This window comes from Pannonibacter phragmitetus (assembly GCF_050510895.1).
Taxonomy (GTDB): domain Bacteria; phylum Pseudomonadota; class Alphaproteobacteria; order Rhizobiales; family Stappiaceae; genus Pannonibacter; species Pannonibacter phragmitetus_B.
This window is the reverse complement of the sequence record NZ_JBNINT010000001.1, coordinates 159087-184770: the sequence shown is the minus strand read 5'-3', so window position 1 is coordinate 184770 and position 25684 is coordinate 159087. Positions and strand designations below refer to the sequence as shown.

Below are 25684 nucleotides of genomic sequence, written 5' to 3'. Positions count from 1 at the left end.
GAGCCTCGGGCACAAGGGGGCAGGCGCTCCAGAGTTACCTTGACCAGCGCAGCAGCTCAACTGTCTTGGGACAAGATGCCGTAAAGCCAAGGGCCCGGAGAGCGGAACTCTCCGGGCCCTTGAGGTTTGACAACGGCAGCTTACCAGCGGCGGCCGAGGCGCTCGCGGTCAATGATGTTGCCGTTATAGGCGTTGACGGTCAGCTTGACCGGCATGCCCCGGCGGCCCGTGGCAAACACGACATAGACCGGACCGCGTGCACCGCGCACGTCGATGTTCTCAAAACCGCGGTGGCGAAGGCTGCGGTGGATGTCACGCGGGGACAGACGGGCATCCCGGCGGCCCCAATCGCGGCCATGACGGCCACGGTCGCGGTGCCAGCCCCAGTCGCCGCCACGGCCATCAATATGGACGGTTGGGGCGCCCTGGCCGGAGCGCAGTTCGATGGAGAAGCCGGAGGCAGCCTGTGCCGGAACGGTGGCCAGTGCAGCAGTGGCGGCAATCACGGTGGCGGAGATGAGGGTCTTCAGCATGGTATGCTCCTTTCTTCCTGTCTGTGGCTGGCTGCGTTGCTCTTCAGTGCCAACCTGTTGAGAGGAAGATGCGCCCTGCCGCTTGAACCGAAACGGAAGGCCTTGTTCATCCGCCGTTCATCTGCACCGGCAGGACGTACAAACGGGTCTTGAAACCGCCGGAGCCCCTCCCCACCTCATTGCTGCAGGCGCCAGACGGGCCTGCGGAACGGCCGGTTTCCCGCCAGAATTGGGGGAGCACCGGAACATGCATTCAGTTGCTCATGAAGAGGACAGAAACATGCGTCATTTTGATCTCAGCCCGCTTTACCGCTCCACCGTCGGCTTTGACCGGCTGCTTTCGATGCTCGACAGCGCCACGTCCGACACCCCGAGCTATCCGCCCTACAACATCGAGCGGACGGGCGAAAACACCTACCGCATCACCATGGCCGTCGCCGGTTTCGGCAATGACGATCTCTCGATCGAGGCCAAGGAACATGCGCTGACCGTGAAGGGTGAGAAGAAGTCCGAGGAAACCGCCGGTGAAGTGCTCTACCGCGGCATCGCCTCGCGCGCTTTCGAGCGCCGTTTCCAGCTCGCAGAATATGTGAAGGTGGAAGGCGCCCATCTGGAGAACGGCTTGCTGCACATCGATCTCCTGCGCGAAATCCCCGAAGCCATGAAGCCGCGCAAGATCGAGATCAACGCAGCCGGCGCACCGAAGCAGATCGAAGCCAAGGCCCACTGAGGCCAATGTTCGATGAGCTGACTTATCGAGCATTGGTTAGGCCCGTGCGGCGCTTGAGCATCTTCAAGGCGTGATGCGTCAGCATCTCAGAGCCTTGGTATGAGGCCATCGTTCAAAGCGCTCCGCAATGCGCGGAGAGAAGAGACAGGACAGAAGCGCCCGGCCACGCCGGGCGCTTTCCGTTCAGCGTGCCAGTTCAAACTGGATTTCGATACGGCCAAAGCTGGCACCAGCGCCCCGCCAGTCATGATAGATTTCCCGGCTCTGCCCTGAAAGAACGTAACGGGAAGCCTCGATATCCTGCAGCAGCGGACGGTATCCTTGAGTAAAGAGGCTTCGCAGCGGCCCCATATGCACCGCTGAAGCCACCATGACCGGCTCCAGATGCAGAAAATCCAGTTCCCCGTCATAGGCTTCAGCGCCGGAGACGGGCAGACAGATACGCCAGTCGAACTCCGTCTTTCCATCACGCGGCAAGCCCTGTGCAATGAAGATCCAGGGACCGGCAGCGGCAAATCCATACTGGCTGCAGTCAGCTTCAATCAGCGGCGCCAGCTCTGCGGCAGCGGCTCCCACGCCCGGGATCCGCAGCCGCCGGGCAATCGACAAGACACGCATGTCTTCGGTTGGATGAATTTTCATGGAACGATCCCCGCTGGCCGGCCAGATCAAACGGAAGATTCGCGCCGGACTGTTCAAGACCTGCGAGGCTAGAACAAGACTGGAAAAACCAAACCGGAATGGCAGAATACGATTCCAAACTTGCGAGTGAATCCCAAGCTTAAGGAAAAATCATTCCAGATACGGAACAAATGCTCTGCTGGCTTGTCAGCCAGCAGCCAGTGCCAGAAAGCGCTCGACTTCCTCTTCGGTCGTGGCGAAAGAGCAGACGAGGCGCAGCAGCGCTTCATCGGCGCCCGGTGCGGTGTGGCCTTCAAGACCGGCAGGCGGCCATTCGCGGATGACGGCACCTTCTGCCCTCAGCCGGTTGATCACATGGGTGGGCAGCACCGGGAAGACCTCATTTGCCTCAACGGGCCATGCGAGCCGGGCAAAGCCGGAACGGACCAGGCCATCGGCAAGACGGCGGGCCATGGCATTGGCATGGCGGGCATTGTCCAGCCAGTGGCCATCTTCCAGATAGCCCTCAAACTGCGCTGCCACGAATCGGCTCTTCGACAGAATGTGCCCTGCCCGCTTGCTGAGATAACGGAACTGGCTGCCCTCGCCCGGATTGAAGAACACCACCGCTTCCGCACACCAGCAGCCGTTCTTGGTGCCGCCGAAGGACAGAACATCCACACCCGCGCGCCACGTGATATCCGCAGCAGAACCACCGCTGGCGATCAGCGCATTGGCAAAGCGGGCGCCGTCCATATGCACGACCATGCCACGCGATTTGGCCACATCGGCCAGAGCACGAATCTCCTGCGCTGTGTAAACGGTGCCGCATTCGGTTGCCTGGGTCAGGGAAAGACCGGCCACCTGCCCGCTGTTGAGCTCCCCGTCCGGATGCTCGGCCATGGCATTTGCCAGGACGGCAGGCGTGAGCTTGCCATTGGCGCCGGGAAGGCCGCGAATCTTCTGGCCCATGGTCAGAAACTCGGGCGCATTGCATTCGTCATTGGCCACATGCGCCGTGGCATGGGCAAAGACCACCCCGCCGGGCTTCGCGTAGGCCGAGAGCGCCAAGGCGTTGGCGGCCGTGCCGGTCGGGACAAAGAAGACCTCGACGTTGCACTCGAAAAGCTCGCTGAAGCGGGCCTTGACCGAAAGTGTCAGCGGATCGCCGCCATAGGCCGGAACAAGCCCGGTGGAGTGGCGGGAGAGGGCGGCGGCGACCGGTGCGCTGGCACCGGCCCAATTGTCACTGGCAAATATCATTCAAGCACACTATCCGCCGCAGCCGCTGCCTTGCAACTGGTCTCAGTAATATCGCGCCCGGCGCGCAAGGGCGCGGCGCAGAAGCCAGTCGATGGAGAACCGGCCCGGCCCGTAGATGGTCAGCACCAGCAGCAGGAAGCCCCAGAGCAAACGCTGATCGGCAATCATCGACGAAGGATTGCCATCAAACATCGCGCCAATGGCCGTCGCATCTGCGCCGAGCTGGTAGACATCCACGTAGGACATGACCGCAATGAAGCCGATCATGCCGAGGCTGGCCGCCCGGGTGAACAGCCCTACCGTGATCAGTGCTGGCAGGATGAATTCGGCCCAGGTCCCGGCAATGACGATCACATGGTAGGGAAAGAAAGCGAGCTTGCTGGTGTCATAGCTCACCGCTTCCATCATCGACGGCAAGATCTGCGCAAAGGCGCCATCAGACGGGTGAAGGAAGCCCAGAGCGCCCGGCCCGATCTTGGTGAGGGCGGAATTCCAGAAGTAAAACAGCAGGACGCTGGCGAAGACAAAGCGCCCGGCAAGGCCGATCAGCCAGCCGTGGGTAGCCCGCTCCAACCCAGCGAAAAAGCCATTGTACATGCGGATGAAGAAATCGAACATTGTGTCCCTCCCGGACAGTTCCGGGTTTCATACCAAGCACTTGCGGCGTCTGAATATGCTGAAGGTGTGATGCGTCAGCGTCGCAGGGCCTAGTGTTAGAGTGCATCCGGAAAAAATTTACGCAAGGTCAATTTGATATTCAGAGATTGCGCCACTGCGCAGCAACAAGCCGATGGCGGCGGCAAGATCAAAGGCCGGATCAACAGCCAGAGCGCTCCCTGCCGCCTCCGCGAGACTATCGCCAGTTTTCAGCGCCGTCATAAAAGCCACATCCCCCACCGCCTGCAAGGGGTAGAGGACGACATCAATGCCAGGCCGGGTGAGGAGTACACTCTGCCCCTGCCCCGGATCAACTTCCACACCCGCCTCAATCTCGAACCGGTTTGCCCTGACCAGATCCATCACGGGAAATGACGAGACAATGAGGCGGCAGGCCGGATGAAGCGTGAAGCGCAGGGCGCCAAGCTGCTCCGGTGGCACAGCGGCAAGCAGAGCCGCCTCAAGCGGCGCCTGATCTGCTGCATGATAGGCCTCCAGCCATGCCCATTCCAGCCGGGCCACATCCGGCAGATAGGGATAGCCTGCCAGCGGCGGAAAGCCTTCGATGAACTCGGAAAAACTGCCGCCATATGTCAGAAGCACCGGCGATGACGGCGGCTCGGCGCTCACGTAGAGCCGTGCGAGGGCCCGGAAGTAATCTTCCCCCAACAGACGCAGCAGCGCCGGATAGGTGGCCATCAGCGCCTCGGTCAGGCTGACGATGACATTGTTGCGATAGACCCCGAACCGCTTGGGCGCAGGCGCACCGTTCGGGCCGGTCACATCCTCCGGCACCGGCAATTCCGGCTGCATCAACGCTGCTGCAAAGGCCGCGCTGGAAACAGAGGCCTGCTCAGCCATGGCGCCGCAGCCCTTTTGGCAGGGCCAGATGCAGGGGTTGGGCCATGATCTGCTCCGCCTCCTGAACTTGCCCCAGCAGAACCGGCCAGGATGGAACGTTGTTGTCCCACTCGATCAGCACCGGCAGCGGGCCCGTCCGCGCCATGAGATCTGCAAAGAGGCTCCAGACCGCTTCGTCCACCTCCCGGTCGTGAGCATCGATCAGCAGCAGCCCACCCTCGTCGTCAGTGTCTGGCGCATGGCCACCCAGATGAATCTCGCCCACATGCTCAACAGGGAAAGCCGCGAGATAGTCCCGCGCATCGCGCTTGTGGTTGATGGCTGAGACGTGAACATTGTTGACGTCGAGCAGCAACCCGCAGCCCGTGCGCCGGACAATTTCGGACAAAAAGCTCAACTCATCCATCTCGCTGGAGGCAAAGGCCACATAGGTGGAGGGATTTTCCAGCAGCATCCGCCGCCCAAGAACCTCCTGCACCCGGTCAATATGATCACAGACCACATCCAGCCGCGCCTGCGTGTAGGGCAGAGGCAAGAGATCGTTCAGGAAGACGGTATCGTGGCTGGACCACGCCAGATGCTCGGAGAATGAGGCTGGTTCATAGCGCCCGCAAAGATGCTTCAGCCGGGAAAGATGGTCTTCATCCAGCGGGCCATCACCGCCAATCGACAATCCAACTCCGTGCAAGGAGATGGGATAGTCCGCACGGATACGCTCCAGATAATGATGTGGCGCACCACCTGCGCCCATGTAGTTTTCAGCGTGGATCTCGAAGAAGCCGATATCGGGCTTCTGCGACAGAATTTCGCTGTAATGCTCAGGCTTCAGCCCCGCACCGCCGCGCTGCGGCAGGGTGAAACTGAGGTCCGCCGTATCCTGCAGCCCTGTCATGATGGCAATCGCTCCCCGCAATGCGGCTTCCGGCAGCGACCGCCGGAAGCCTTGATCCTTCATTCCAGTCCCGTAGCCTCAGGACTTCGGCAGATCGCGGTCCAGCTCGGTCAGCGAGCCCATGCGGCCATCCGGCAGCTTCATATCCTTGCAGGTGCCAGCGGGGACCAGCGTCCAGGCATTGCCCTGGTAGTCGACCGTGGACGTACCGGCGCAGGTCGTTCCCGGGCCAGCCTTGCAGTCATTCTTGCCGGCGAGCGACACGCCGTAGCACTTTTCCTTGGCCTGTGCGCCGGCTTCCGTCGATACGGTCACACCAGCCACTGCCGCCGCCACGGCGCCTGCCACCATTGCCGCAGAAAGAAGGGTCTTGCTCATTTTCCTACCTCACTTGATCCGTCCCGGCTCCCCCGATGGCGCCGTTTCCCGGATGCCCGGCATATTGCCCCGATCATCTGACGCTAGGAAATCAAAGCGCCGTGACGGCAGAGCCACGTGCCAGTGCCGGGAGTGTGAACGGCAATCGTGAAATTTTGTTGCTCATTCCGTTGCCACCCGTACCGAAAATGAATTCGAGGCTGCAAATGGCGAAACAAAATGAATTTTAATCCTTATAAACGGTCTTGCCCCCCGGGGAAATCTGGCATGTTCCCCCGGCTCGGAATAGGGCAGGAATACTGTCCCTTTTTCGAGCCCCGAGGCAGCTCGCTGGGCCGTGGCCAATCCACGGCAATCGCCGGATATGGGGGAGGCACCACAGACACCGGCACCTCATGCGAGAGCCTGCGGACAGGCTCCAGACTGTACTGCGGCCCCGTGCAGCAGTCAGACAGGGCATCACCGGCGAAGCGGGAGGCTTGCTTTCGCCAGAAGACGGTTCGCTTTGTGGAAGCGAAGCGTTAAAACTACGACAGAGCCGCGGCACAGGCTGAGGGAGATCTGCGTGTCTTGCCCCCAAGGGGGAAAGGTGCGCGCATGCGACCTGAGTACGGCTGCGGAAACACTGGATTACAGTGAGGGCGCATATGATGAAGAGTGAGCTGACCACCAGCACAGCCATGGCCGTAGCAGGGCGCGAGGGAGCAGAAAAAGCTCGCACCGCGACCACTATCGCCACGCGTCTGCGCGAGGCGGCAGATAAAGGGCTCTACAATCCTTCTCGCGAACACGACGCCTGCGGCGTCGGCTTCATTGCGCATCTCAAAGGCCAGAAATCGCACAAGGTCGTCGCGGACGGCCTGAACATCCTTGAAAACCTCACCCATCGCGGTGCGGTTGGCGCCGATCCGCTGATGGGCGACGGCGCGGGCATGCTCGTGCAGATCCCGCATGACTTCTTCAAGGCGGAGCTATCCGCTCAGGGCGTCAGCCTGCCGGACGCTGGCCAGTATGGCGTCGGCTTCCTGTTCCTGCCGCAGGACGCGGCGCTGCGCGCCAAGTGCGTGGAAATCGTCGAGCGCGTTGTCGCTGCTGAAGGTCAGAAGGTTCTCGGCTGGCGCGACGTGCCGGTGGACAACTCGTCCCTGTCCAAGGCGCCGGACATTGCCGCCACCGAGCCCTATTCCCGCCAGCTCTTCATTGGCGCGGCCGATGGCATCGACCAGACCACTTTCGAGCGCCGCCTGTTCATCCTGCGCAAGGTGATCTCGAATGTCGTGCGCGCAGAGAGCGACGCGGTGAAGCACGGCTTCTATGTGGTCTCCATGTCCAGCCGCACGCTGGTCTACAAGGGCATGTTCCTGGCGTACCAGCTGGGCGCCTACTACAAGGACCTGAAGGACGAGCGGTTCACCTCGGCCCTGGCCCTCGTGCACCAGCGCTTCTCCACCAACACGTTCCCGTCCTGGGATCTCGCCCACCCCTACCGCATGGTGGCGCATAACGGCGAGATCAACACCCTGCGCGGCAACGTCAACTGGATGGCCGCCCGTCAGGCTTCCGTGTCCTCGCCGCTCTTCGGCGGCGACATCACCAAGCTGTGGCCGATCTCCTACGAAGGCCAGTCGGACACTGCCTGCTTCGACAACGCGCTGGAGTTCCTCGTCATGGGCGGCTACTCGCTGGCCCATGCTGCGATGATGCTGATCCCGGAAGCCTGGGCCGGCAACCCGCTGATGGACGAGAACCGCCGCGCCTTCTACGCCTATCACGCCGCCATCATGGAGCCGTGGGACGGCCCGGCTGCCGTGGCCTTCACCGATGGCCGCCAGATCGGCGCGACGCTGGACCGCAACGGCCTGCGTCCGGCCCGCTACATCGTCACCGATGATGATTATGTCATCATGTCTTCGGAAGTGGGTGTGCTGCCGATTCCGGACGAGAAGATCGTCCGCAAGTGGCGCCTGCAGCCGGGCAAGATGCTGCTCATCGACCTGGAACAGGGCCGCATCGTCTCCGACGACGAGATCAAGCGCCAGCTTTCAACCGCCAACCCCTACAAGGACTGGCTGCACCGCTCGCAGATCGTGCTTGAGGACATGCCGGGCGTGCGCGAGCGCGCTCCGGTGGCTGGTGAAAGCCTGCTCGACCGTCAGCAGGCCTTTGGCTACACCCAGGAAGACATCAAGCTGTTGATGCAGCCGATGGCGACCGTTGGTCAGGAAGCCGTGGGTTCCATGGGCACGGACACGCCGATTTCGGCGCTCTCCGACAAGTCGAAGCTGCTTTACACCTACTTCAAGCAGAACTTCGCGCAGGTGACGAACCCGCCGATCGACCCGATCCGCGAAGAGCTTGTGATGAGCCTCGTCTCCTTCATCGGCCCGCGCCCGAACCTGTTTGACCTCAAGGGCCTGTCGCACGCCAAGCGCCTGGAAGTCCGTCAGCCGATCCTCACCAATGAGGATCTGGAAAAGATCCGCCGCATCGGTGATATCGCGGACAACCACTTCTCGGCCAAGACGCTCGACATCACCTATTCCGCAGCCCGTGGGGCTGAAGGTATGGAAGATGCGCTGGAGGAGCTGTGCCAGCGGGCCGAAAAGGCTGTGCGGGACGGTGACAACATCATCATCCTGTCTGACCGCCTGATCAGCCGTGCCCGCATCGCCATTCCGGCGCTGCTGGCCACCGCTGCCGTGCACCATCACCTGATCCGCAAGGGCCTGCGCACTTCCGTGGGCCTCGTGGTGGAGACGGGTGAAGCACGCGAAATCCATCATTTCTGCGTGCTGGCAGGCTACGGCGCCGAGGCGATCAACCCGTATCTCGCCTTCGAGACCCTGCTCTCGATGCACCACGAGATGGACTTCCCCGAGGAAGTCGATGCCGATGAAGTGGTCTACCGCTACATCAAGTCGATCGACAAGGGCATCCTCAAGGTCATGTCCAAGATGGGCATCTCGACCTACCAGTCCTATTGCGGCGCCCAGATCTTCGACGCCATTGGCCTGTCCTCGGCCTTTGTCGAGAAGTACTTCTTCGGCACGGCCACGACCATCGAAGGCATCGGCCTGAACGAAGTGGCTCAGGAAACCGTCATGCGCCACCAGATGGCCTTCGAGGATGTCGCCATCCTGCGCCGGTCGCTGGAAGTGGGCGGTGAATATGCCTACCGCATCCGTGGCGAAAGCCACATGTGGACGCCGGATTCCATCGCCACCCTGCAGCACGCCGTGCGCGGCAACCTGCCGGACAAGTACCGGGAGTTTGCCGAGCTTTCCAACAAGGAAACCGGCCGCTTCTCCATCCGTGGCATGTTCCGCATCAAGAGCGCCGAAGAGCTGGGCCGCAAGCCCATCTCCATCGAAGAGGTGGAACCGGCCGAGAAGATCGTCCGCCGCTTCGTCACAGGCGCCATGTCCTTTGGCTCGATCAGCCGCGAGGCGCATACGTCGCTGGCCATTGCCATGAACAAGATCGGCGGCAAGTCGAACACCGGTGAAGGCGGCGAGGAAGCCGAGCGCTTCAAGCCGCTGCCGGATGGCTCGATGAACCCGCAGCGTTCCGCCATCAAGCAGATCGCGTCCGGCCGTTTCGGTGTCACCACCGAATATCTGGTCAACGCCGACATGCTGCAGATCAAGGTGGCACAGGGCGCAAAGCCCGGTGAAGGCGGCCAGCTGCCGGGCCACAAGGTGGACGCGGTCATCGCCAAGGTGCGTCACTCGACACCGGGCGTGGGCCTGATTTCGCCCCCGCCGCACCATGACATCTACTCGATCGAAGATCTGGCGCAGCTGATCTACGACCTGAAGAACGTGAACCCGCAAGCCGACATCTCCGTGAAGCTGGTGTCGGAAGTGGGTGTGGGCACCGTGGCCGCAGGCGTTGCCAAGGCCCGCGCCGACCACATCACGGTCTCCGGTTATGACGGCGGTACCGGCGCTTCGCCGCTGACCTCGATCAAGCACGCCGGCAGCCCCTGGGAAATCGGCCTGGCCGAAACCCAGCAGACGCTGGTGCTCAACGGCCTGCGCTCCCGCGTGGCGCTGCAGGTGGACGGCGGTCTGAAGACCGGCCGTGACGTGCTCATCGGTGCCCTTCTGGGTGCGGACGAGTTCGGCTTTGCCACTGCGCCGCTGATCGCCGCAGGCTGCCTGATGATGCGCAAGTGCCACCTCAACACCTGCCCGGTTGGCATTGCCACCCAGGACCCGGTGCTGCGCAAGCGCTTCAAGGGCACGCCGGAGCATGTGATCAACTACTTCTTCTTCGTCGCAGAAGAGCTGCGCGAGCTGATGGCCTCTCTCGGCGTTGCCGACCTCAACGAGATCATCGGCCGCTCGGACTTCCTCGACAAGGAAACCGCCATCGACCACTGGAAGGCGAAGGGCCTCGACTTCGGCCGTATCTTCTTCCAGCCGGAGGCAGCTCCCGAAGAAACCCGCTGGACCCAGCGCCAGGAGCATCCGATCACGGATATTCTGGACCGCCGCCTCATCGCGGCTTCCCGTCCGGCGCTGGAAGACAAGACGCCGACCATCGTCGAGGAGACCATTTGCTCGGTCGACCGGTCTGCCGGTGCCATGCTCTCGGGCGAAGTGGCCAAGCGCTACGGCCACAAGGGCCTTGCGGCGGATACGCTGAAGATCAACCTGAAGGGCACTGCCGGTCAGGCCTTCGGCGCGTTCCTCGCACGTGGTATCACGATGGAACTGCGGGGCGATGCCAACGACTACGTCGGCAAGGGCCTGTCGGGCGGCAAGATCATCGTGCGCCCCTCGGACAAGGCGCGGATTGTGCCGGAAGAGTCCATCATCGTCGGCAACACCGTGCTCTACGGTGCGACCGAGGGTGAGTGCTACTTCCGTGGTGTTGCAGGCGAGCGTTTCGCCGTGCGCAACTCCGGTGCGATTGCGGTCGTCGAGGGCGTCGGCGACCACGGCTGCGAATACATGACCGGCGGCATCGTCGTCGTCATCGGCCAGACCGGGCGCAACTTCGCTGCCGGCATGTCGGGCGGTATCGCCTATGTGCTGGACGAAGACGGCACCTTCTCCTCGCGCTGCAACCTTGCCATGGTCGACATCGAGCCGGTGGCCGAGGAAGACGATCTGCTGGAGAAGCTGCACCACCATGGCGGTGACATCGAGCACAAGGGCCGCGTGGACGTGACGGGCGACATGACCCGCCACGACGACGAGCGCCTGCGCCAGCTCCTGTCCAACCATGTGGCCAACACAGGTTCCTCCAAGGCTCAGGCGATCCTGGATGCCTGGGATGTGTACAGGCCGAAATTCGTCAAGGTGATGCCCGTCGAGTACCGCCGGGCCTTGCGCGAGATGGAAGAGAAACGGCTCGGCATGGTGGCGGCGGAATAAGCCCGCCACCTGCGCCCGGCCCTCGCGGCAAACGCTGAGGGCCGGCACCACCCGGCAACAGAGCCGCCTCCCGGAGATCAGGTTGAGGCGGCTGAGGATGAAACGAGTTTTGAGGAGGTCACCTTGGGCAAGGTCACCGGATTTTGGAAATCGACCGGCAGGAGCAGAAGTACCAGCCGGCATCAGACCGCATCCGCCATTTCCGCGAGTTCACCCTGCCGCTGAACCAGGGCGAAGTTGAGCGTCAGGCGGCCCGCTGCATGGATTGCGGCATCCCCTATTGCCACGGCCCCACCGGCTGCCCGGTCCACAACCAGATCCCGGACTGGAACGATCTGGTCTATCAGGGCGACTGGGAACTGGCCCTGCGCAACCTGCATTCGACCAACAACTTCCCGGAGTTCACCGGCCGCGTCTGCCCCGCCCCGTGCGAGGAAGCCTGCACGCTGAACCTCGAGGATGCGCCGGTCAACATCAAGACGGTTGAGCAGGCCATTGCCGACAAGGGCTGGAAGGAAGGCTGGATTCGCGCCGAGCCCTCCGCCACCAAGACTGGCAAGACCGTTGCCATCATCGGCGGTGGCCCGGCAGGCATGGCCGCTGCCCAGCAGCTGGCCCGCGCCGGGCACACGGTGCATGTCTACGAGCGCGAACCCAAGGCCGGCGGCCTGCTGCGCTATGGCATCCCGGACTTCAAGATGGAGAAGCGCCACATCGACCTGCGCGTCAAGCAGCTGGAAGAAGAAGGCGTCACCTTCCATTATGGCGTCAACGTCGGTGTCACCGTCACCATGGAAGAGCTGTCCGAGCGCCATGATGCCGTGATCATCTGCGCCGGTGCCGAGCGTCCGCGTGATCCGGGCGTCTCCGGCATGGAGCTGGAAGGCTGCCACTGGGCGATGGACTATCTGGTCCAGCAGAACCGCCGCGTCGGCGGCGAGGATGTGTCGGGCGAGGCGCCGATCTGGGCTGCGGGCAAGCATGTGGTCGTCATCGGCGGCGGCGACACCGCCTCTGACTGCGTCGGCACGGCCTTCCGTCAGGGTGCCCTGTCGGTCACCCAGCTTGACATTCGCCCGATCCCGCCGCTGAAGGAAGACAAGCTGACCGTGTGGCCATACTGGCCGACGAAGTTCCGCACGTCTTCTTCGCAGGCCGAAGGCGCCGAGCGTGAATTCTCCGCCGCAACCCTCGGCCTTGTGGGCGAAGACGGGCACATCGTTGGCGTCAAGTGCGCCCGCGTGGACGAGAAGCGCAAGCCGATCCCCGGCACGGAGTTCATCCTGCGCGCTGATCTGGTGATGGCTGCCATCGGCTTCTCCGGCCCGCGCCTCGACACCTTCATTGCCGAGCTGGACGGCAAGCTGGAGCTGGATGGCCGCACCAACGTGAAGGCCAACACCGAGGACTACAAGACGAGCTATGCCAACGTCTTTGCCGCCGGCGACGTGCGCCGCGGCCAGTCACTGGTCGTCTGGGCCATCCGCGAAGGCCGCCAGGCCGCCCGCGCCGTAGACGAATTCCTCACCGGCTCGTCCAACCTGCCCCGTTGAACGGCAGACGGAAAACACGATCCTCAGGAGCGGCCCCCGGGCCGCTCCTTTTGTTTTGGGGCATGGCCTATACGAAGGCGTATGATGCTGACGCATCACGCCTTGAAATGGCTCCAGCGCCCCAAGGATTTGGCCAACCCTCAATGCGCTGGGCTCCTCAAGAACTGGCGTTTTGGGTGATCTCTCATGCCCGCTCTCCGGCCGAGGCTGCCACCATCCGGTCTGGCGCGCCCAGCCCCGTTGCAAGCTGTCTACGGCTTCGTGTCAAACCGCTCCTGTGCAGCGGCAAGATCGCTTTGATGCGCTACAGCCCAATCGTAAAGAGCCAGAAAGGGATCCTGCAGCGTCCGGCCCAGCGGCGTGATCGAATATTCGACGGCAACCGGCGAGGTTGCTTTCACCGTCCGCTCCACCAGCCCGTTTCTTTCCAGCTTGCGCAGCGCCTCAGTCAGCGCCTTCTGGGTAATCCCATCGAGGCGGCGCTTGAGAGCGTTGAAGCGCTTCGGCTCCTCGCAAAGAAAGGTCAGGATCAGAATAGACCACTTATGGGCTATTTGTTCGAGCACCGGCCTGACGCCAGGAAGTGTTTCGAGAACACGCTCTTCTGTATAGGACATCCGGTTTCCTTGACGATACCTAGGATACATTAAGTGCGTAATTGACACTTAGTACATGATATATACCTGTGTACAGGCAATTCGTCATCCTCATAAGGAAGATCGCCTTGACACATTCAAACCTCAAGAAGCCTGGAACAGCCATCGTGACCGGAGCTTCCTCCGGGATTGGCAAAGTCTATGCTGAGTGTCTTGCGGCGCGCGGATATGACCTCGTGCTGGTTGCCCGGCGGCTGGACCGCTTGCAGCACATTGCCGCGGAATTGCAGCAGCAGTTCCCGGTTTCCGCCAGGGCGCTGGCCGCCGATCTCACCACCGCTGGCGGCGTCTCCGCGGTAACGCAGCTCCTGTCGGAGGATCCTTCCATTTCACTTATCATCAACAATGCTGGCTTCTCTGCTCTGAAGCCTCTCACACAGACACCTGATGCCACAATCGAGAGCATGATCGCCCTGAACATTACGGCCCTGACCGCCCTGTCGAAAGCCGCGCTCTCGGCGTTCAGGGGCCGCAATGCTGGAACAATTGTCAATATTGGGTCCGGCGCCGGTTTCAGCCCCTATCCCGGCATTCCTGTTTATGGCTCCACCAAGGCCTATGTGTTCCTCTTCACCCAGAGCCTGCAGCACGAAGCCGAAGGCACTTCGGTAAGGGTTCAACTGGTACTGCCCGGTGCGGTCATTTCCGAAGGCTGGGAAGTCGCCGGAGGCGCAGACCTTGAGCCTCTGCCGGAGGCAATCGTTATGACCACGGAGGATTGTGTCGATGCGGCGCTCTCAGGTCTCGAAAAAGGAGAAACCATCACCGCACCATCGCTGCACGACACGTCTCTGCTATCGGACTACGTTGCTCTGTCCGGCAGGCTGTTGCAGGCGATGTTTGATGGCAAGCCTGCCGAACGCTACAAGCTGGCCAGATAGCGGCTGCCGGCGCAGCTGGTGACCCCAGGCTCCAGCGGGTTGCGGCAACCGGTGACCTTGTTCAAAGGCTGCCGCAACTGACACCAGGACAGAAATGACCTTTTGAGCGCCAGAACCCGGAATGCCCTCACCCGTCAATTCGCCACGGCGCCCGTGAAATCCACGCGGCCAGGGATGGAGGGGCCAGTGTCGCCTGTTGCAAAGAACTTGCGGGCAAGGCGGGCTGCGGCTTCGGTTTCCACGGGGGCAGGATCTGCGGTTCGCTGGCATCGCCCGCCAGATGGTCTTCCGCTGAAAGGGCGCGGCCGGTCAGGACGATGAAGTTCGGATCATCCGCAACGCCTTCAAAGGCAAGTCCACCATAGCCGCCAAGCACGCGGGCAAGTTCACGCTCCACGAAAAAGGCCACCTTGCGGGCACCGGACCAGGTGAACCCGATCCCGTCATTGGCGCGCAGCCGCCGGCGCTGGCCATCTACATCCGGCCCAAAGGCAGTGTAGGCCTCATTGTCATCCAGAAACACCTTCCAGATGTCCACATAGGTTGACCGGGTCATGGCGGCTTCGCTCTGAAGCAGATCGTTGATCAAGGTAAAGCCCGGATCAAGCCGCGCTGCTTCCGTTGGCGGGAGACCGACAAGCACAAGCGGCTTGCGCTCCTGCCGCATGGCCAGCGCCAGTGCCCGCAGCTTCTTGCGGTACTCTGCCTTGAAGGCATCGCTTCCAAAGGGCACCAGACCACCATCCGGCTGCGGCAAATCCTTGATGTCGGCATAACCGAACACGGCGACAACCGCCTTGACCCCGCCGCCACGGATGCGTGAGACCGCCCGTTCCGTCCATGCGGGGTCCGGTTCTCCCATCAGGCCATCGGCGCGGACGGGCGCTTGTGCCGCCCCGGCACCGCCCTCAGAAGACGCGGCCTGCGAAGCTGCAGGCACCTCTGCGAGAAGTTCAACGCGGATCATCGGCTTTTGCGCGAAGATGAAGCTTAACCCTTCCGCGAGCGACGCAGCCGTTGGCCCACCGAGCACGAGAACCACGCCTGCGTCCGGCTCCTTAGGCAGTTCAGTGACCTTCGGCGGGCCACTGGGGGCGGCGGGCGCCTTCTTGCGCACCACAGGCTTGGCTTCCTGCACCCGCACCTCTGGCCGGGACACGCCGAACAGACGCATCAGCGGACGCAGCGGGTTGAAACCCTCCTCCGATGGGGGAGGCGGAATGGGGCGCCCCTGCGCAAGTACCGCCCCCTGCAGCGCTGGCAGGAAAACCAGCGCAGCAAGGAGCATGGCAAGCCAGCGCATCCTGAACGATAGAAGCGGCACCCGGAAACCTCTCATCTGAACTGGATCAGACTATAGGCAATCTGATGCCGCTCCGGAAGTGTCAGCTGCCGTTGCTGATCCTGGACAGCAGCATCACCGAGGCATAACCGTCCGGGATCAGACCACGCGACTTTTGGAAGGCACGGATGGCCTTACGGGTGGTCGGCCCTGCCAGACCGTCAGGTTCGCCCGCATGGAAGCCCTTGCGGTTGAGGGCCGCCTGAAGCTGCATGGTCTGGTCCTTGTTCAGCGGCAGATGTTCCCGCGCCCAGCCTCCGGCAAAAGCATCACCGCCACGGATCCGGTCGGCCAGATGGCCAACGGCCAGGGCGTAGGCAGTTGCATTGTTATAGCGTTTGATGACGGAGAAATTCTTCAGCATCAGGAAGCTCGGGCCTGCCGCCCCGGCTGGCAGCACGAGCACGGCAGTGTCATCGGCACGCGGGAAGCCGCGGCCGTTGGGCCGGCTCACCCCAAGCCGCGACCATTCGGCCAGCGTCTTGGATGTGGTGTCATCTGCCAGCGAATAGTCAAATCCACGCGGCAGGCTGACCTCGTAGCCCCATGTCTTGCCGGTCTGCCAGCCATGTTCCTTCAGATAGTTGGCGGTGGAAGCCAGCGCATCGGGAATGGACGTCCAGATGTCGCGGCGGCCATCGCCATTGAAATCGGCGGCATAGCGTTTCCAGCTTGAGGGCATAAACTGGGTGTGGCCCATGGCACCGGCCCAGGAACCGATCATGTCCTTGTGGCGCACATGGCCAGCCTGAATGATACCCAGCGCCGACACCAGTTCGCCCTGCCAGAAGTCCCGCCGGCGCGGCGCCTCATAGGCCAGTGTCGCCAGAGCCCGGATCACATCATGGCCACCCATGAAGTTGCCGTAGTTGGTTTCCATGCCCCAGACGGCCAGAACCACTTCCTTCTGCACGCCGTAGCGGGCCTCGATCTCGCGCAGGACAGCCGCGTGCTCGCGCAGCATCTTCTGGCCGTTCTCTATACGCGCATCGGAAACGGCGCTTTCCAGATAGTCCCACACCGGCTTCACGAATTCGGACTGTTTCGACATCAGCCGAACCGTGTCCGGATCTGGGGTCATGCCGGTGAAGACGGCGTTGTAGGTCTGGCTGCTGATCCCTGCCGCCTGTGCCTGCGGCCAGAAATTGCGGACCCACGACTGAAAGCCCGCATCCGCGAGCGCAGAACCAGCCGGCATCATCCCTCCAGCAGCGAGCAGCATGGCAGCGGCAAGGCCGCGAGCCTTTCTGGCGATCCGGCCCATTGGCCGGGACACCGTCTGTCCGGTCAAACCGTTGTTCGTCATTCAGGCCTCCTTAATGCCCGGAATGCCCCCGCACCCCATGTTGGCAAGCTGGTCATCTGGCCTCATCGGCTCACCGGCGTATCCGGACACCCGCCTGGATGCGGTTTTCATCGTAATCCGCACCGGCGATTGAGCTGTCAAAGGTCCGATAGGTATATGTCCCCGTCAAGGCGACGTTGCGTGTCAGGGCATAGGTTGCCCCGGCCAGCGCGCTGGTGGTTGCCTCTTCAATGCCCACACCCTGATAATGGCGCCGCGCGTAACCCGCGCCCGCCTGCGCCACCAGCCTCTCGGACAAGGCATGGGAGACGCGCAGGTCCGCGCTGTAAAGGACCGACCCGGCTGAGCCGGCGAGATCCGACGGGCTGAGTGTCGTGGTCAGGCCCGCCGTAACAGTCGTCAGGCGGGTTGGTGACCAGACGAGCGAACCGTCGATGGTCAGGCCTGCCAGATCCTGAAGCTGGCGGCTGTCGAGCCGTTCTACCCGCCACCCGGCTGCCAGTTCGCCCGCAAGCTTTGGCCCGGCTGCAATGGTGACACCACTGCGCAGGGCATAACCGCTGGCATCACGGCGGATGCACGGGGCAGCGCAATCCTCATCGAAGGAGCGGCGCAGACCCGTCACCTCGGCAAAGGGCTGCAGCATTGCGCCAGTGCGGGCATCCAGCCGCAGCGTCGCGGAATAGAGTGTATTGTCCCGCCCGCTGCGGTCATTGCGACCCTGGCCTTCCGAATACATGGTCCGGGCCACATCACCACGCAAGGTGGCCGCCACAATGCCCGCCTCGCGGGTCACGCCCAGCGAGGCGTTCACCACATTGACGTCGCCCTCTCCATTCGGGTTCTCCGCCGTGGACGTGTCTTCACGCGAATAGGAATGGCCGAGTGAGCTGTTGATCTGTGTGCTGTCCCCCGCATCCAGCCGCAGTGCTGCTCTGGTGTCGATGCTGGGCTGGCTCTGCACAGTGCTGCCTGGATAGGCCGCATAGGAGCCGCGCAACGAGAAATCCAGCTGATGCCGGGACCAGTCCGAGCGGATCTGAAGATCAGGTGCAACGGAATAGAGCGAATTGGAGCGTCCGCTGGAAGAGCCTGCCGCATTGTCCGACCAGCCTCCGGAAACCGTCACTTGCGGCACGATCGTAAAGGTACCAACCCGCAGCCCCAAAGGCGCATCATAGGTGGTTTCGCCGTCAAACACATCGTTGCCCAGGGCACCGCCCTGCCCGCCATTGGCGCTGACCCGTCGCACGGCGTTGACGCGGTCGGAGAAGGGCCGTGTCTGGCTCTGGCGGCCGGTGCCGACAAGCCCGGCGGAACCGGCGTCTGCGGTGCCATCTGTAAGAGAATAGACCTGCGCCTGCGTGGGATTGACCGGAGGCAGGGAGCCTGTTGCGGAAGGCGCTGCGCCGTCCGCCGGCGGCACAGCCTGCCCGCCGGAGCTGTTCGCCGCCGGACTCCCGCCATCAAAGGTAGAGGTGCGCAGTCCGGTTGCTGCCGTGGACGGGCTGCCAGCCACCTGCGCAGCCGCAGGCAAGGCGCCAAATGCGCTCACGAGCAGACAGGAGAGGAACTGGCGCATCATCAAAAAGCCGGACCGGGACCCAATTGGTACAATTCCGCTCAAAATGAGGGGCACATGGTTAACCGCGGGTTTCCGTTTCGTAAATTGACGTTGCCAGAGCGTTACCTCCGACGCCTCCGGGCAGCCATCAACCGTCCGGATGCTTGCACCTCCGTCACAGCTGGCTTAGACAGACGCCAGTCCGCACAGAGCCAGCCCCGCAAATGGGCTCAGGCCCGCAGCGCAAAAGGACAAAGCCATGCACAGCGCCAGCCTTACCGACACCGACCCCTCATCACTTTCCAGTGAGGACCGCGAGACTCTGGCCTCGGCGGACCGCACACTCGGCACGGAGCTGGCGGCTCTCACCTCCCTGCGCGATGCGCTTCAGGACAGCTTGGCCCTGCCCTTCACCCGCGCGGTAGCCCTGCTGCATGGCATTGCCGGCCGCGTCATCATTTCTGGTATCGGCAAGAGCGGTCACATCGGCACCAAGATTGCCGCCTCCATGGCCTCCACCGGCACGCCCGCGTTCTTCGTCCATGCCAGCGAGGCCAGCCACGGCGACCTTGGCATGATCACGCAGAATGATGCAGTGGTTGCCCTGTCCTGGTCCGGCGAAACACCGGAACTGGCCAGCATCATCGCCTATACCCGCCGCTTCAAGGTGCCGCTGATCGCCATCACCTCATCAGCCACCAGCGCGCTCGGCAAGGCTGCCGATATCGTCCTTGCCCTGCCGCAGGTGACAGAGGCCTGCCCGCACGGCCTTGCGCCAACGTCTTCAACGCTGCTGCAACTGGCCATCGGCGATGCGCTGACCGTGGCTCTTCTGGAAGCGCGCGGCTTTACGGCCCAGGATTTCCGCGTCTTCCATCCGGGCGGAAAACTGGGAGCGAGCCTGCGGCTGGCCCGCGACATCATGCACAAGGGCGATGCCATGCCGCTCACGATGGAAGGCACGCGGATGCGTGATGCCATCGTACTGATGACACAGAAGGGCTTTGGCGTTGCTGGTGTCACCGATCAGGCCGGCAAACTCACCGGCATCGTCACCGACGGTGACCTGCGCCGCCACATGAGCAGCAACTTCCTCGACAAGACTGTCGATGAAATCATGACCCGGCGGCCAAAGTCCGTTCCCGGCGATATGCTGTCGGGTGCCGTGCTGGAGTTCCTCAACACGGCGGCGATCACCTCGATCTTCGTGGTTGAAGATGGCAAGCCCGCCGGCATCATCCACATGCACGATCTGTTGCGCATCGGTGCTGCCTGACGCAAGGGTTGCTTAACGCCGAAACCTCAATTCGCCGCCCGATTAGGGATTGATTAGCCTAGTTTCTCTAAGCTCCGTCTCCAGAGTGTTCGGCCTCTCCGGCCTTTGGAAACGGTGCTAGGAATGGATCTGGGTTCAATTATCGGAATTGTCGGCTCTTTTGCGATCGTCATGGTCGCAATCCTGATGGGCGGCAGCTTCGGTCAGTTCATCGATATTCCGTCCGTTCTCATCGTGGTCGGCGGCGGCCTGGCCGCAACCCTCATCCGCTTTTCGCTTGGCGGCATCGTCAGTGCCTTTGCGGTTGGCGCAAAGGTCGGCTTTGGCGCCAAGAACATCAAGCCGCGCGACCTCATTGAGGAAATCAGCGGCCTTGCCGAAATCGTGCGTAAGTCCGGGCCGCTTGGGCTGGAAAACGCCGCCGTTTCGGACCCGACGCTTGCAAAGGGCGTACAGTACATCGCCGATGGCTATGAGATCGAGTTCATCCGCGAATCGATGATGCGCGAGCGGGATCTCACATTGTCGCGCCTTTCGGAAGGCAAGCGCGTGTTCAAGGCGCTTGGCGACAGTGCTCCGGCCTTTGGCATGATCGGCACGCTCGTTGGTCTGGTGCAGATGCTGGCCAACATGGACGATCCCTCTGCAATCGGCCCGTCCATGGCTATCGCCCTTCTGACCACGCTGTATGGGGCGCTAATCTCCAACTGCTTCTGTCTACCGATGGTGGACAAGCTCGACGCCAAGTTCGACGTGGAAGAGGTCAACCAAACCCTCATCATCGACGGCATTCTGCAGATCCGCGAATCCAAGAGCCCGGCGTTGATCCGCGAGATGCTGATCGCCTATCTGCCGGAAAGCGCCCGTGCCGGGCTGATCGACGCGGCATAAGGCAGAGGCCGGAAGGGAGCACAGGTCATGGCACGCAAGAAGCCTGCAGGCGGAGGTGGCGCACCGGAGTGGCTGGTGACATTCGCCGACCTGATGTCCCTGCTCGTCTGCTTCTTCGTGCTGATCATCTCCTTCTCGGTTCAGGACAAGCAGAAGCTCCAGATCGTTGCCGGTTCGATGAAGGATGCCTTCGGCGTCAAGGAGAACTCGCGGCGTCTTGGCGTGATCGAAATGGAAGGCATTCCGATCCGCGACTACATGAAGCAGGTCTCACAGGTTCCGCAGGAACTGGATTCGGACTTTGCCAGCGAGCGTCACGAGAAAAATACAAAACAGGGACCGGAAGCCAACACCCATGACACGGTGGAGGCAGAGATCGAGCGTTCCCGCCAGTTCGCAACGGCAGCGGCGACCCTGCGCCAGGCATTGCAGGAAATGCCGGAAATCACCGAAATCTCCCAGCACATCATCTTCGAGGAAACCGAAGAGGGCCTCAACATCATGATCGTGGATCAGGATGGGCGGTCGATGTTCCGGGAAGGCTCAAAGTACCCTTACGAAACGACACGCCGGATTCTGGCAAAGATTGCCCCTGTTCTGGCCGACATGCCGAACCGGATCGAAGTCACGGGCCACACGACAACCGGCAGCGCCGCCACGGACCCCAACTACACCACGTGGGAACTGTCGACCGACCGGGCGAACATCGCCCGGCAGATCCTCAATGAATATGGGGTGCCGTCAGACCAGATCTTCTCGGTGGTGGGCAAGGCCGATACGGAACCTCTCTTCCCGAACGACCCGTTCCTGGCTGCGAACCGGCGCATCAGTGTCTTGCTGATGCGCGAAGCCCCGCCAATCCCGCCAGGTAATCCGTGAACGGCCTTGCTTGATCCTGCTGGATGTGAGTCTGGCTCAGTCCGCTTGCCTGACCCGCAGGCGCACGCCTTCCACGCCTTCGACTAACACGCGGGCTCCGGCGGGCAGATCCGGCCCGGTGATCTGCCAGACCGTATCGTCAACGGAAAGCCAGCCTGTTCCGGAGACAATCGGGTCTTTCAGAACATAGATGTGGCCAGCGTAGCGGCTGCCCCGCCGGTTGAGACCGGGATCGCCAAAGGCACTTTCCCGCCGCCGCATGAACCACCGTCCGGCAATGACGCTGACGACCGACAGAACGGCAAAGAGGATGATGTTTGTCTGCCAGGCGAGCGGTTCAACCAGATTGACCACGCCAACCAGAATGGCCGCGACGCCGAACCAGAGGAAGAAGGTGCCCGGAACGAGCACCTCCACCCCAAAGAGCAGGATGCCGGCAAACCACCAGCCCCAGGCACCAAATCCCTGAGAAATCTGCTCTAATAGGCTCATGCGCCCTCGCTCTGCCCGGTACGGGGCACCGATGGCAGGCCGGAACCTGCGCTGGAACGGCCCTCGCCATCCTTGTTGCCAAAAGCTTCGCGGGCAATCTCGCCGATGCCGGTCAGCGCGCCCAGAAGCGAAGTCGATTCCATCGGCAGGATCAGGGTCTTCTGGTTGCGCGAGGTCGCCAGCTCCTTGAAGGCCTCCACATACTTCGTCGCCACGAAGTAGTTGATGGCCTGCACATCACCAGCCGAGATCGCCTCACTGACGAGGCGGGTCGCCGTTGCCTCGGCCTCGGCCTCACGCTCACGTGCCTCAGCGTCGCGGAACGCGGATTCGCGGCGGCCTTCGGCCTGCAGGATCAGCGCCTGCTTCTCGCCCTCGGCCTTGAGGATTTCAGCCTGCCGCTTGCCTTCGGCTTCCAGAATCGAGGCGCGCTTGTCACGCTCGGCCTTCATCTGCCGGGCCATGGAATCCACCAGATCGCGCGGCGGGTTGATGTCCTTGATCTCGATACGGGTAATCTTCACACCCCAGGACTCGGTTGCGGCATCCACAACACGCAGAAGGCGGGTGTTGATCTCGTCACGGTTGGACAGCAGCTCATCCAGATCCATCGAGCCCATGACCGAGCGGATGTTGGTCATCGTGAGGTTGAGAATGGCGTTCTCCAGCCCCGCCACCTCATAGGCGGCACGGGCGGCATCCAGCACCTGATAGAAGGTGATGCCGTCCGCCGTCACGGTGGCATTATCGCGGGTGATGACTTCCTGGGAGGGAACGTCGAGCACCTGCTCCATCATGTTGAGGCGGCGGCCGATCTTGTCGATGACCGGAACAATCAGGTTGAGGCCCGGCGAAAGGGTGCGCCGGTAGCGGCCAAAGCGTTCGACAGTGAGATTATAGCCCTGCGGAACAGTCTTCACGCCCGCAAAAATCAGCAGGATGACGAAGAAAAAGAGTGCAACTAGAACAATGTTGAAACCGTAATCGGCCAAGGGCATGCGAGGCTCCCGTCTTATCTGCCTTCAAAACGGGCAGAGTATGCGACGGATCAGCCTGCGATGCCACCCGGAAAGAGCCGGGCAGCACCGCCGCCCGGATCAGGAGCAGTATCCTGGAAGGCCGGAAGGTTCAGAGCCAGCCGGAAAGCTCGCGGCGAACCACCTGTTCCAGCACGGCAAGACCCAGATCGCTGTCATTGAGACAGGGAATGTGGGTGAATTCGCCACCGCCGTTCTCGTGGAAGATCTCTCCGGCTTCTCCGGCAATTTCCTCCAGCGTTTCAAGGCAGTCGGCGACGAAGCCGGGGTTCATCACCGCAATGTTCTTCACGCCGTCCTTCGCCAGCGCCTCGACAGTCTTGTCAGTGTAAGGCTGCAGCCATTCTTCCGGGCCGAATCGGGACTGGAAGGTGACGCGCAGCTTCTCCTTGCTCATGCCCAGCCGCTCGCGCATCAACCGCGTCGTCTTCATGCAGTGGCAGTGATAGGGATCGCCCTTCTTGAAGTAGGACTGCGGAATACCGTGATAGGAAGTCAGGATCACATCCGGCTCGAAATCCAGTCCCGCAAGATGGCGCTCCACCGACTGGCTCAGCGCCTCGATGTAGGCCGGGTCATCGTGATAGGGCGGCACGGTGCGGATGGCCGGCTGCCAGCGCATCTCCAGCAGAGCGCGGCAGACCTCGTCATTCACCGTCGCCGTGGTCGAGGCCGAATATTGCGGATAGAGCGGGAACACCAGAATGCGGTCGCACCCATCGGCCTTCAGCGCCTCAAGGCGCGAGCGAATAGAAGGCTGGCCATAGCGCATGGCCCAGTCGATCTTCAACCGTCCGCCGTGATCACCCATCATCTCTGCCAGCTTGTCCGACTGGTTGCGGGTGATGGTACGCAGCGGCGACTCGTCCAGCTCCTTGTTCCAGATCTCGTCATAGGCCTTGCCGGACTTCTTCGGCCGGGTGATCAGGACGATGCCGTAAAGGATCGGGTACCATAGGGCCTTCGGCCATTCGATGACGCGCTTGTCTGACAGGAACTCGCGCAGATAGCGGCGCATCGGCCAGTAGCTGGTGGCATCGGGGGTACCCAGGTTCACCAGCAGCACACCAATCTTGCCCGCCTTCACCGGCGGATGAGCCTCCGGCAGCTTGATGCTGCGCATGGATTGGCCGGCTTCAGCCAGGGCTTCGGGGGAAAACTGGACGGTCATGACAACTCCGGAAACGGGCAGGCGTGCACACACATATTTGGCCGGAACATAAGACACCAGCCAGCCTTGTCCAGTACGTCAGAACTCAGATCCCGGATCAGTACCGCCAAAAGAAAGAAGAGAGGCGGCTCAGGCCGCCTGTCCCCCATAGTCGCGTTCATCGGAAATGACCTTGCCATCATTCGGCAGGCTGCCTTCCGGCAGGCATTCGATCGCCCCCTTCAGCTTTGTCACCTCCCGCAGGGTTTCGGCAATGGCAGAAGCCGTGTCCGCTGTCGCCGCCTCGACCTGCAGGGTCATCACATCCTGCTCGCTGGCACGCGTGACGACGAGCCGCGCCTTGCGTATTTCCGGATGGCGGGCCAGTACATCCGCGATCTGCACCGGATCGACGAACATGCCCTTGATCTTTGTGCGCTGATCCGCCCGGCCCATCCAGCCGGCAATCCGCTGCCCCGTGCGCCCGCAAGGCGACTGCCCCGGCAGCACCGCGGAAAGATCCCCGGTGCCGAAGCGGATCATCGGATAGGTCCGGTTGAAGTTGGTGACAACCAGCTCTCCAACCTCGCCATCCGCCACCGGCGTACCCGTGCCGGGCCGGACAATCTCGACGATGTAATCCTCGTTGACGATCATGCCGCTGCCAGCGGTGCTTTCATAGGCGATGATGCCCAGCTCCGCCGTGGCATAGCACTGCAAAACGGAAATGCCGCGCGCCGCATAATCCGCCCGCAGCGAGGGAAACAGCGCCCCGCCGGAAACCAGCGCCCGCTTGAGGCTGGACATGTCCCGCCCCATCTCCGCCCCTTTGTCGAGCAGAACCTTAAGGAAGTCCGGTGTCCCCACATAACCGGAGGGCTTCAGCGTCTCAATGGCTTCCAGCAGCATTTCCGTGTTGCCGATACCACCCGGGAACACAGTGCACCCAAGAGCGCGGGCGGCGTGATCCAGAAGGTAGCCACCCGGCGTCAGGTGGTAGGAGAAGGTGTTGATCACCACATCCCCCGCCTCAAATCCAGCCGCCTGAAGGGCAATTGCCCCGTTCCAGGGGTCCTGCCCTTCGGGTTGCGGTTCCCAGATCGGCCCCGGCGACATGAAGACACGCTGCACGCCCTTGAGGGAACCGGCCAGAAACCCGCCAAAGGGTGGCGCCACCTTCTGATGTTGCAGCAGATCCGACTTGCGCAGAACCGGCACGGATGCCAGCGCCTGCCGGGAGGTGACGGCGGCCGGGTCCACGTCTTTCAGGTGCCGCGCCCAGCCGGGCGCCTCCTCGCGCGCATGGCGCAAGATTTCCGGAAGCCGGGCAAAAGCTCC

At 62.4% G+C, this 25684-nt stretch carries 21 protein-coding genes and 1 pseudogene; 7 read left to right on the top strand and 15 right to left on the bottom strand.

The window, feature by feature from the left end:
- Positions 1–140: 140 nt before the first annotated feature.
- Positions 141–533 (bottom strand): hypothetical protein, encoded by a 393-nt coding sequence (locus tag ACQB61_RS00855; protein WP_430511104.1) that lies wholly within the window; start codon positions 531–533, stop codon positions 141–143.
- Between the two features lie 280 nt (positions 534–813).
- On the opposite strand from ACQB61_RS00855, the gene ACQB61_RS00850 reads away from it, so the two are divergent.
- On the top strand, positions 814–1263 hold the full coding sequence (locus ACQB61_RS00850) for an Hsp20 family protein (RefSeq protein ID WP_430511103.1): 450 nt from the start codon (positions 814–816) through the stop codon (positions 1261–1263).
- A 183-nt stretch (positions 1264–1446) separates the two neighbouring features.
- Here the strand turns inward: ACQB61_RS00850 and ACQB61_RS00845 are convergent, their stop codons facing one another.
- The 6 genes from ACQB61_RS00845 to ACQB61_RS00820 all read right to left on the bottom strand — a co-directional run bounded on the left by ACQB61_RS00845 (position 1447) and on the right by ACQB61_RS00820 (position 5935).
- Entirely contained in the window at positions 1447–1905 is a 459-nt protein-coding gene (locus ACQB61_RS00845) for a hypothetical protein (protein ID WP_430511102.1), read from the bottom strand.
- Positions 1906–2091: 186 nt separating this feature from the next.
- Positions 2092–3147, bottom strand: a complete 1056-nt coding sequence (locus ACQB61_RS00840) for a threonine aldolase family protein (protein WP_430511101.1) — start codon at positions 3145–3147, stop codon at positions 2092–2094.
- Positions 3148–3189: 42 nt separating this feature from the next.
- A complete protein-coding gene (locus ACQB61_RS00835; protein ID WP_430511100.1) occupies positions 3190–3765 on the bottom strand; it encodes a hypothetical protein in 576 nt (191 codons plus the stop codon).
- 117 nt (positions 3766–3882) lie between these two features.
- Positions 3883–4665: an HvfC/BufC family peptide modification chaperone gene (locus ACQB61_RS00830; RefSeq protein ID WP_430511099.1), complete on the bottom strand. Its 783-nt coding sequence runs from the start codon at positions 4663–4665 to the stop codon at positions 3883–3885.
- Entirely contained in the window at positions 4658–5557 is a 900-nt protein-coding gene (gene bufB / locus ACQB61_RS00825; RefSeq protein WP_430514254.1) for an MNIO family bufferin maturase, read from the bottom strand. Before bufB ends, ACQB61_RS00830 begins: the two co-directional genes overlap by 8 nt.
- Positions 5558–5635: 78 nt before the next feature.
- Entirely contained in the window at positions 5636–5935 is a 300-nt protein-coding gene (locus tag ACQB61_RS00820) for a BufA1 family periplasmic bufferin-type metallophore (RefSeq protein WP_430511098.1), read from the bottom strand.
- A 647-nt stretch (positions 5936–6582) separates the two neighbouring features.
- Between ACQB61_RS00820 and gltB the strand changes: the two genes are divergently transcribed.
- Both gltB and ACQB61_RS00810 read left to right on the top strand, forming a co-directional pair.
- On the top strand, positions 6583–11319 hold the full coding sequence (gene gltB / locus ACQB61_RS00815) for a glutamate synthase large subunit (protein ID WP_430511097.1): 4737 nt from the start codon (positions 6583–6585) through the stop codon (positions 11317–11319).
- A gap of 123 nt (positions 11320–11442) precedes the next feature.
- Positions 11443–12872 (top strand): annotated as a pseudogene (locus tag ACQB61_RS00810) (glutamate synthase subunit beta).
- Positions 12873–13123: 251 nt separating this feature from the next.
- Here the strand turns inward: ACQB61_RS00810 and ACQB61_RS00805 are convergent.
- Positions 13124–13489, bottom strand: coding sequence for a winged helix-turn-helix transcriptional regulator (locus tag ACQB61_RS00805; protein WP_430511096.1), 366 nt, complete (start codon positions 13487–13489; stop codon positions 13124–13126).
- A 107-nt stretch (positions 13490–13596) separates the two neighbouring features.
- Here ACQB61_RS00805 and ACQB61_RS00800 point away from each other — a divergent pair, with 107 nt between their 5' ends.
- The gene (locus tag ACQB61_RS00800) at positions 13597–14409 is read left to right on the top strand and encodes an SDR family NAD(P)-dependent oxidoreductase (protein WP_430511095.1); all 813 of its coding nucleotides are present in this window, start codon (positions 13597–13599) and stop codon (positions 14407–14409) included.
- A 127-nt stretch (positions 14410–14536) separates the two neighbouring features.
- On the opposite strand, the gene ACQB61_RS00795 is transcribed toward ACQB61_RS00800, so the two are convergent.
- The 3 genes from ACQB61_RS00795 to ACQB61_RS00785 all read right to left on the bottom strand — a co-directional run bounded on the left by ACQB61_RS00795 (position 14537) and on the right by ACQB61_RS00785 (position 18642).
- Positions 14537–15697: an SGNH/GDSL hydrolase family protein gene (locus ACQB61_RS00795; protein ID WP_430511094.1), complete on the bottom strand. Its 1161-nt coding sequence runs from the start codon at positions 15695–15697 to the stop codon at positions 14537–14539.
- Positions 15698–15794: 97 nt separating this feature from the next.
- Complete coding sequence (locus ACQB61_RS00790) at positions 15795–17057, bottom strand: lytic murein transglycosylase (RefSeq protein WP_430511093.1); 1263 nt, start codon at positions 17055–17057, stop codon at positions 15795–15797.
- A 70-nt stretch (positions 17058–17127) separates the two neighbouring features.
- Positions 17128–18642 carry an outer membrane beta-barrel protein gene (locus tag ACQB61_RS00785; protein ID WP_430511092.1) on the bottom strand — a complete coding sequence of 505 codons (1515 nt, stop codon included), beginning with the start codon at positions 18640–18642 and terminating at the stop codon, positions 17128–17130.
- Positions 18643–18880: 238 nt separating this feature from the next.
- On the opposite strand from ACQB61_RS00785, the gene ACQB61_RS00780 reads away from it, so the two are divergent.
- The 3 genes from ACQB61_RS00780 to ACQB61_RS00770 all read left to right on the top strand — a co-directional run bounded on the left by ACQB61_RS00780 (position 18881) and on the right by ACQB61_RS00770 (position 21667).
- The gene (locus ACQB61_RS00780; protein ID WP_430511091.1) at positions 18881–19897 is read left to right on the top strand and encodes a KpsF/GutQ family sugar-phosphate isomerase; all 1017 of its coding nucleotides are present in this window, start codon (positions 18881–18883) and stop codon (positions 19895–19897) included.
- A 123-nt stretch (positions 19898–20020) separates the two neighbouring features.
- On the top strand, positions 20021–20788 hold the full coding sequence (locus ACQB61_RS00775) for a motility protein A (protein ID WP_430511090.1): 768 nt from the start codon (positions 20021–20023) through the stop codon (positions 20786–20788).
- 27 nt (positions 20789–20815) lie between these two features.
- A complete protein-coding gene (locus ACQB61_RS00770; protein ID WP_430511089.1) occupies positions 20816–21667 on the top strand; it encodes a flagellar motor protein MotB in 852 nt (283 codons plus the stop codon).
- 36 nt (positions 21668–21703) lie between these two features.
- On the opposite strand, the gene ACQB61_RS00765 is transcribed toward ACQB61_RS00770, so the two are convergent.
- The 4 genes from ACQB61_RS00765 to ACQB61_RS00750 form a co-directional block, all read right to left on the bottom strand.
- On the bottom strand, positions 21704–22159 hold the full coding sequence (locus ACQB61_RS00765; RefSeq protein ID WP_430511088.1) for an NfeD family protein: 456 nt from the start codon (positions 22157–22159) through the stop codon (positions 21704–21706).
- Positions 22156–23157, bottom strand: a complete 1002-nt coding sequence (locus tag ACQB61_RS00760) for an SPFH domain-containing protein (RefSeq protein ID WP_430511087.1) — start codon at positions 23155–23157, stop codon at positions 22156–22158. Before ACQB61_RS00760 ends, ACQB61_RS00765 begins: the two co-directional genes overlap by 4 nt.
- A 130-nt stretch (positions 23158–23287) precedes the next feature.
- On the bottom strand, positions 23288–24367 hold the full coding sequence (gene hemH, locus ACQB61_RS00755) for a ferrochelatase (protein WP_430511086.1): 1080 nt from the start codon (positions 24365–24367) through the stop codon (positions 23288–23290).
- Positions 24368–24496: 129 nt separating this feature from the next.
- Positions 24497–25657 (bottom strand): phenylacetate--CoA ligase family protein, encoded by a 1161-nt coding sequence (locus ACQB61_RS00750; protein ID WP_430511085.1) that lies wholly within the window; start codon positions 25655–25657, stop codon positions 24497–24499.
- Positions 25658–25684 lie beyond the last annotated feature (27 nt).

Bases quoted from the DNA above. Each gene is read 5' to 3' on its own strand.
- ACQB61_RS00855 (WP_430511104.1), bottom strand. From the start codon at position 533: ATGCTGAAGACCCTCATCTCCGCCACCGTGATTGCCGCCACTGCTGCA.
- ACQB61_RS00850 (WP_430511103.1), top strand. From the start codon at position 814: ATGCGTCATTTTGATCTCAGCCCGCTTTACCGCTCCACCGTCGGCTTT.
- ACQB61_RS00845 (WP_430511102.1), bottom strand. From the start codon at position 1,905: ATGAAAATTCATCCAACCGAAGACATGCGTGTCTTGTCGATTGCCCGG.
- ACQB61_RS00840 (WP_430511101.1), bottom strand. From the start codon at position 3,147: ATGATATTTGCCAGTGACAATTGGGCCGGTGCCAGCGCACCGGTCGCC.
- ACQB61_RS00835 (WP_430511100.1), bottom strand. From the start codon at position 3,765: ATGTTCGATTTCTTCATCCGCATGTACAATGGCTTTTTCGCTGGGTTG.
- ACQB61_RS00830 (WP_430511099.1), bottom strand. From the start codon at position 4,665: ATGGCTGAGCAGGCCTCTGTTTCCAGCGCGGCCTTTGCAGCAGCGTTG.
- bufB (WP_430514254.1), bottom strand. From the start codon at position 5,557: ATGACAGGGCTGCAGGATACGGCGGACCTCAGTTTCACCCTGCCGCAG.
- ACQB61_RS00820 (WP_430511098.1), bottom strand. From the start codon at position 5,935: ATGAGCAAGACCCTTCTTTCTGCGGCAATGGTGGCAGGCGCCGTGGCG.
- gltB (WP_430511097.1), top strand. From the start codon at position 6,583: ATGATGAAGAGTGAGCTGACCACCAGCACAGCCATGGCCGTAGCAGGG.
- ACQB61_RS00805 (WP_430511096.1), bottom strand. From the start codon at position 13,489: ATGTCCTATACAGAAGAGCGTGTTCTCGAAACACTTCCTGGCGTCAGG.
- ACQB61_RS00795 (WP_430511094.1), bottom strand. From the start codon at position 15,697: ATGCTCCTTGCTGCGCTGGTTTTCCTGCCAGCGCTGCAGGGGGCGGTA.
- ACQB61_RS00790 (WP_430511093.1), bottom strand. From the start codon at position 17,057: ATGACGAACAACGGTTTGACCGGACAGACGGTGTCCCGGCCAATGGGC.
- ACQB61_RS00785 (WP_430511092.1), bottom strand. From the start codon at position 18,642: ATGATGCGCCAGTTCCTCTCCTGTCTGCTCGTGAGCGCATTTGGCGCC.
- ACQB61_RS00780 (WP_430511091.1), top strand. From the start codon at position 18,881: ATGCACAGCGCCAGCCTTACCGACACCGACCCCTCATCACTTTCCAGT.
- ACQB61_RS00775 (WP_430511090.1), top strand. From the start codon at position 20,021: ATGGATCTGGGTTCAATTATCGGAATTGTCGGCTCTTTTGCGATCGTC.
- ACQB61_RS00770 (WP_430511089.1), top strand. From the start codon at position 20,816: ATGGCACGCAAGAAGCCTGCAGGCGGAGGTGGCGCACCGGAGTGGCTG.
- ACQB61_RS00765 (WP_430511088.1), bottom strand. From the start codon at position 22,159: ATGAGCCTATTAGAGCAGATTTCTCAGGGATTTGGTGCCTGGGGCTGG.
- ACQB61_RS00760 (WP_430511087.1), bottom strand. From the start codon at position 23,157: ATGCCCTTGGCCGATTACGGTTTCAACATTGTTCTAGTTGCACTCTTT.
- hemH (WP_430511086.1), bottom strand. From the start codon at position 24,367: ATGACCGTCCAGTTTTCCCCCGAAGCCCTGGCTGAAGCCGGCCAATCC.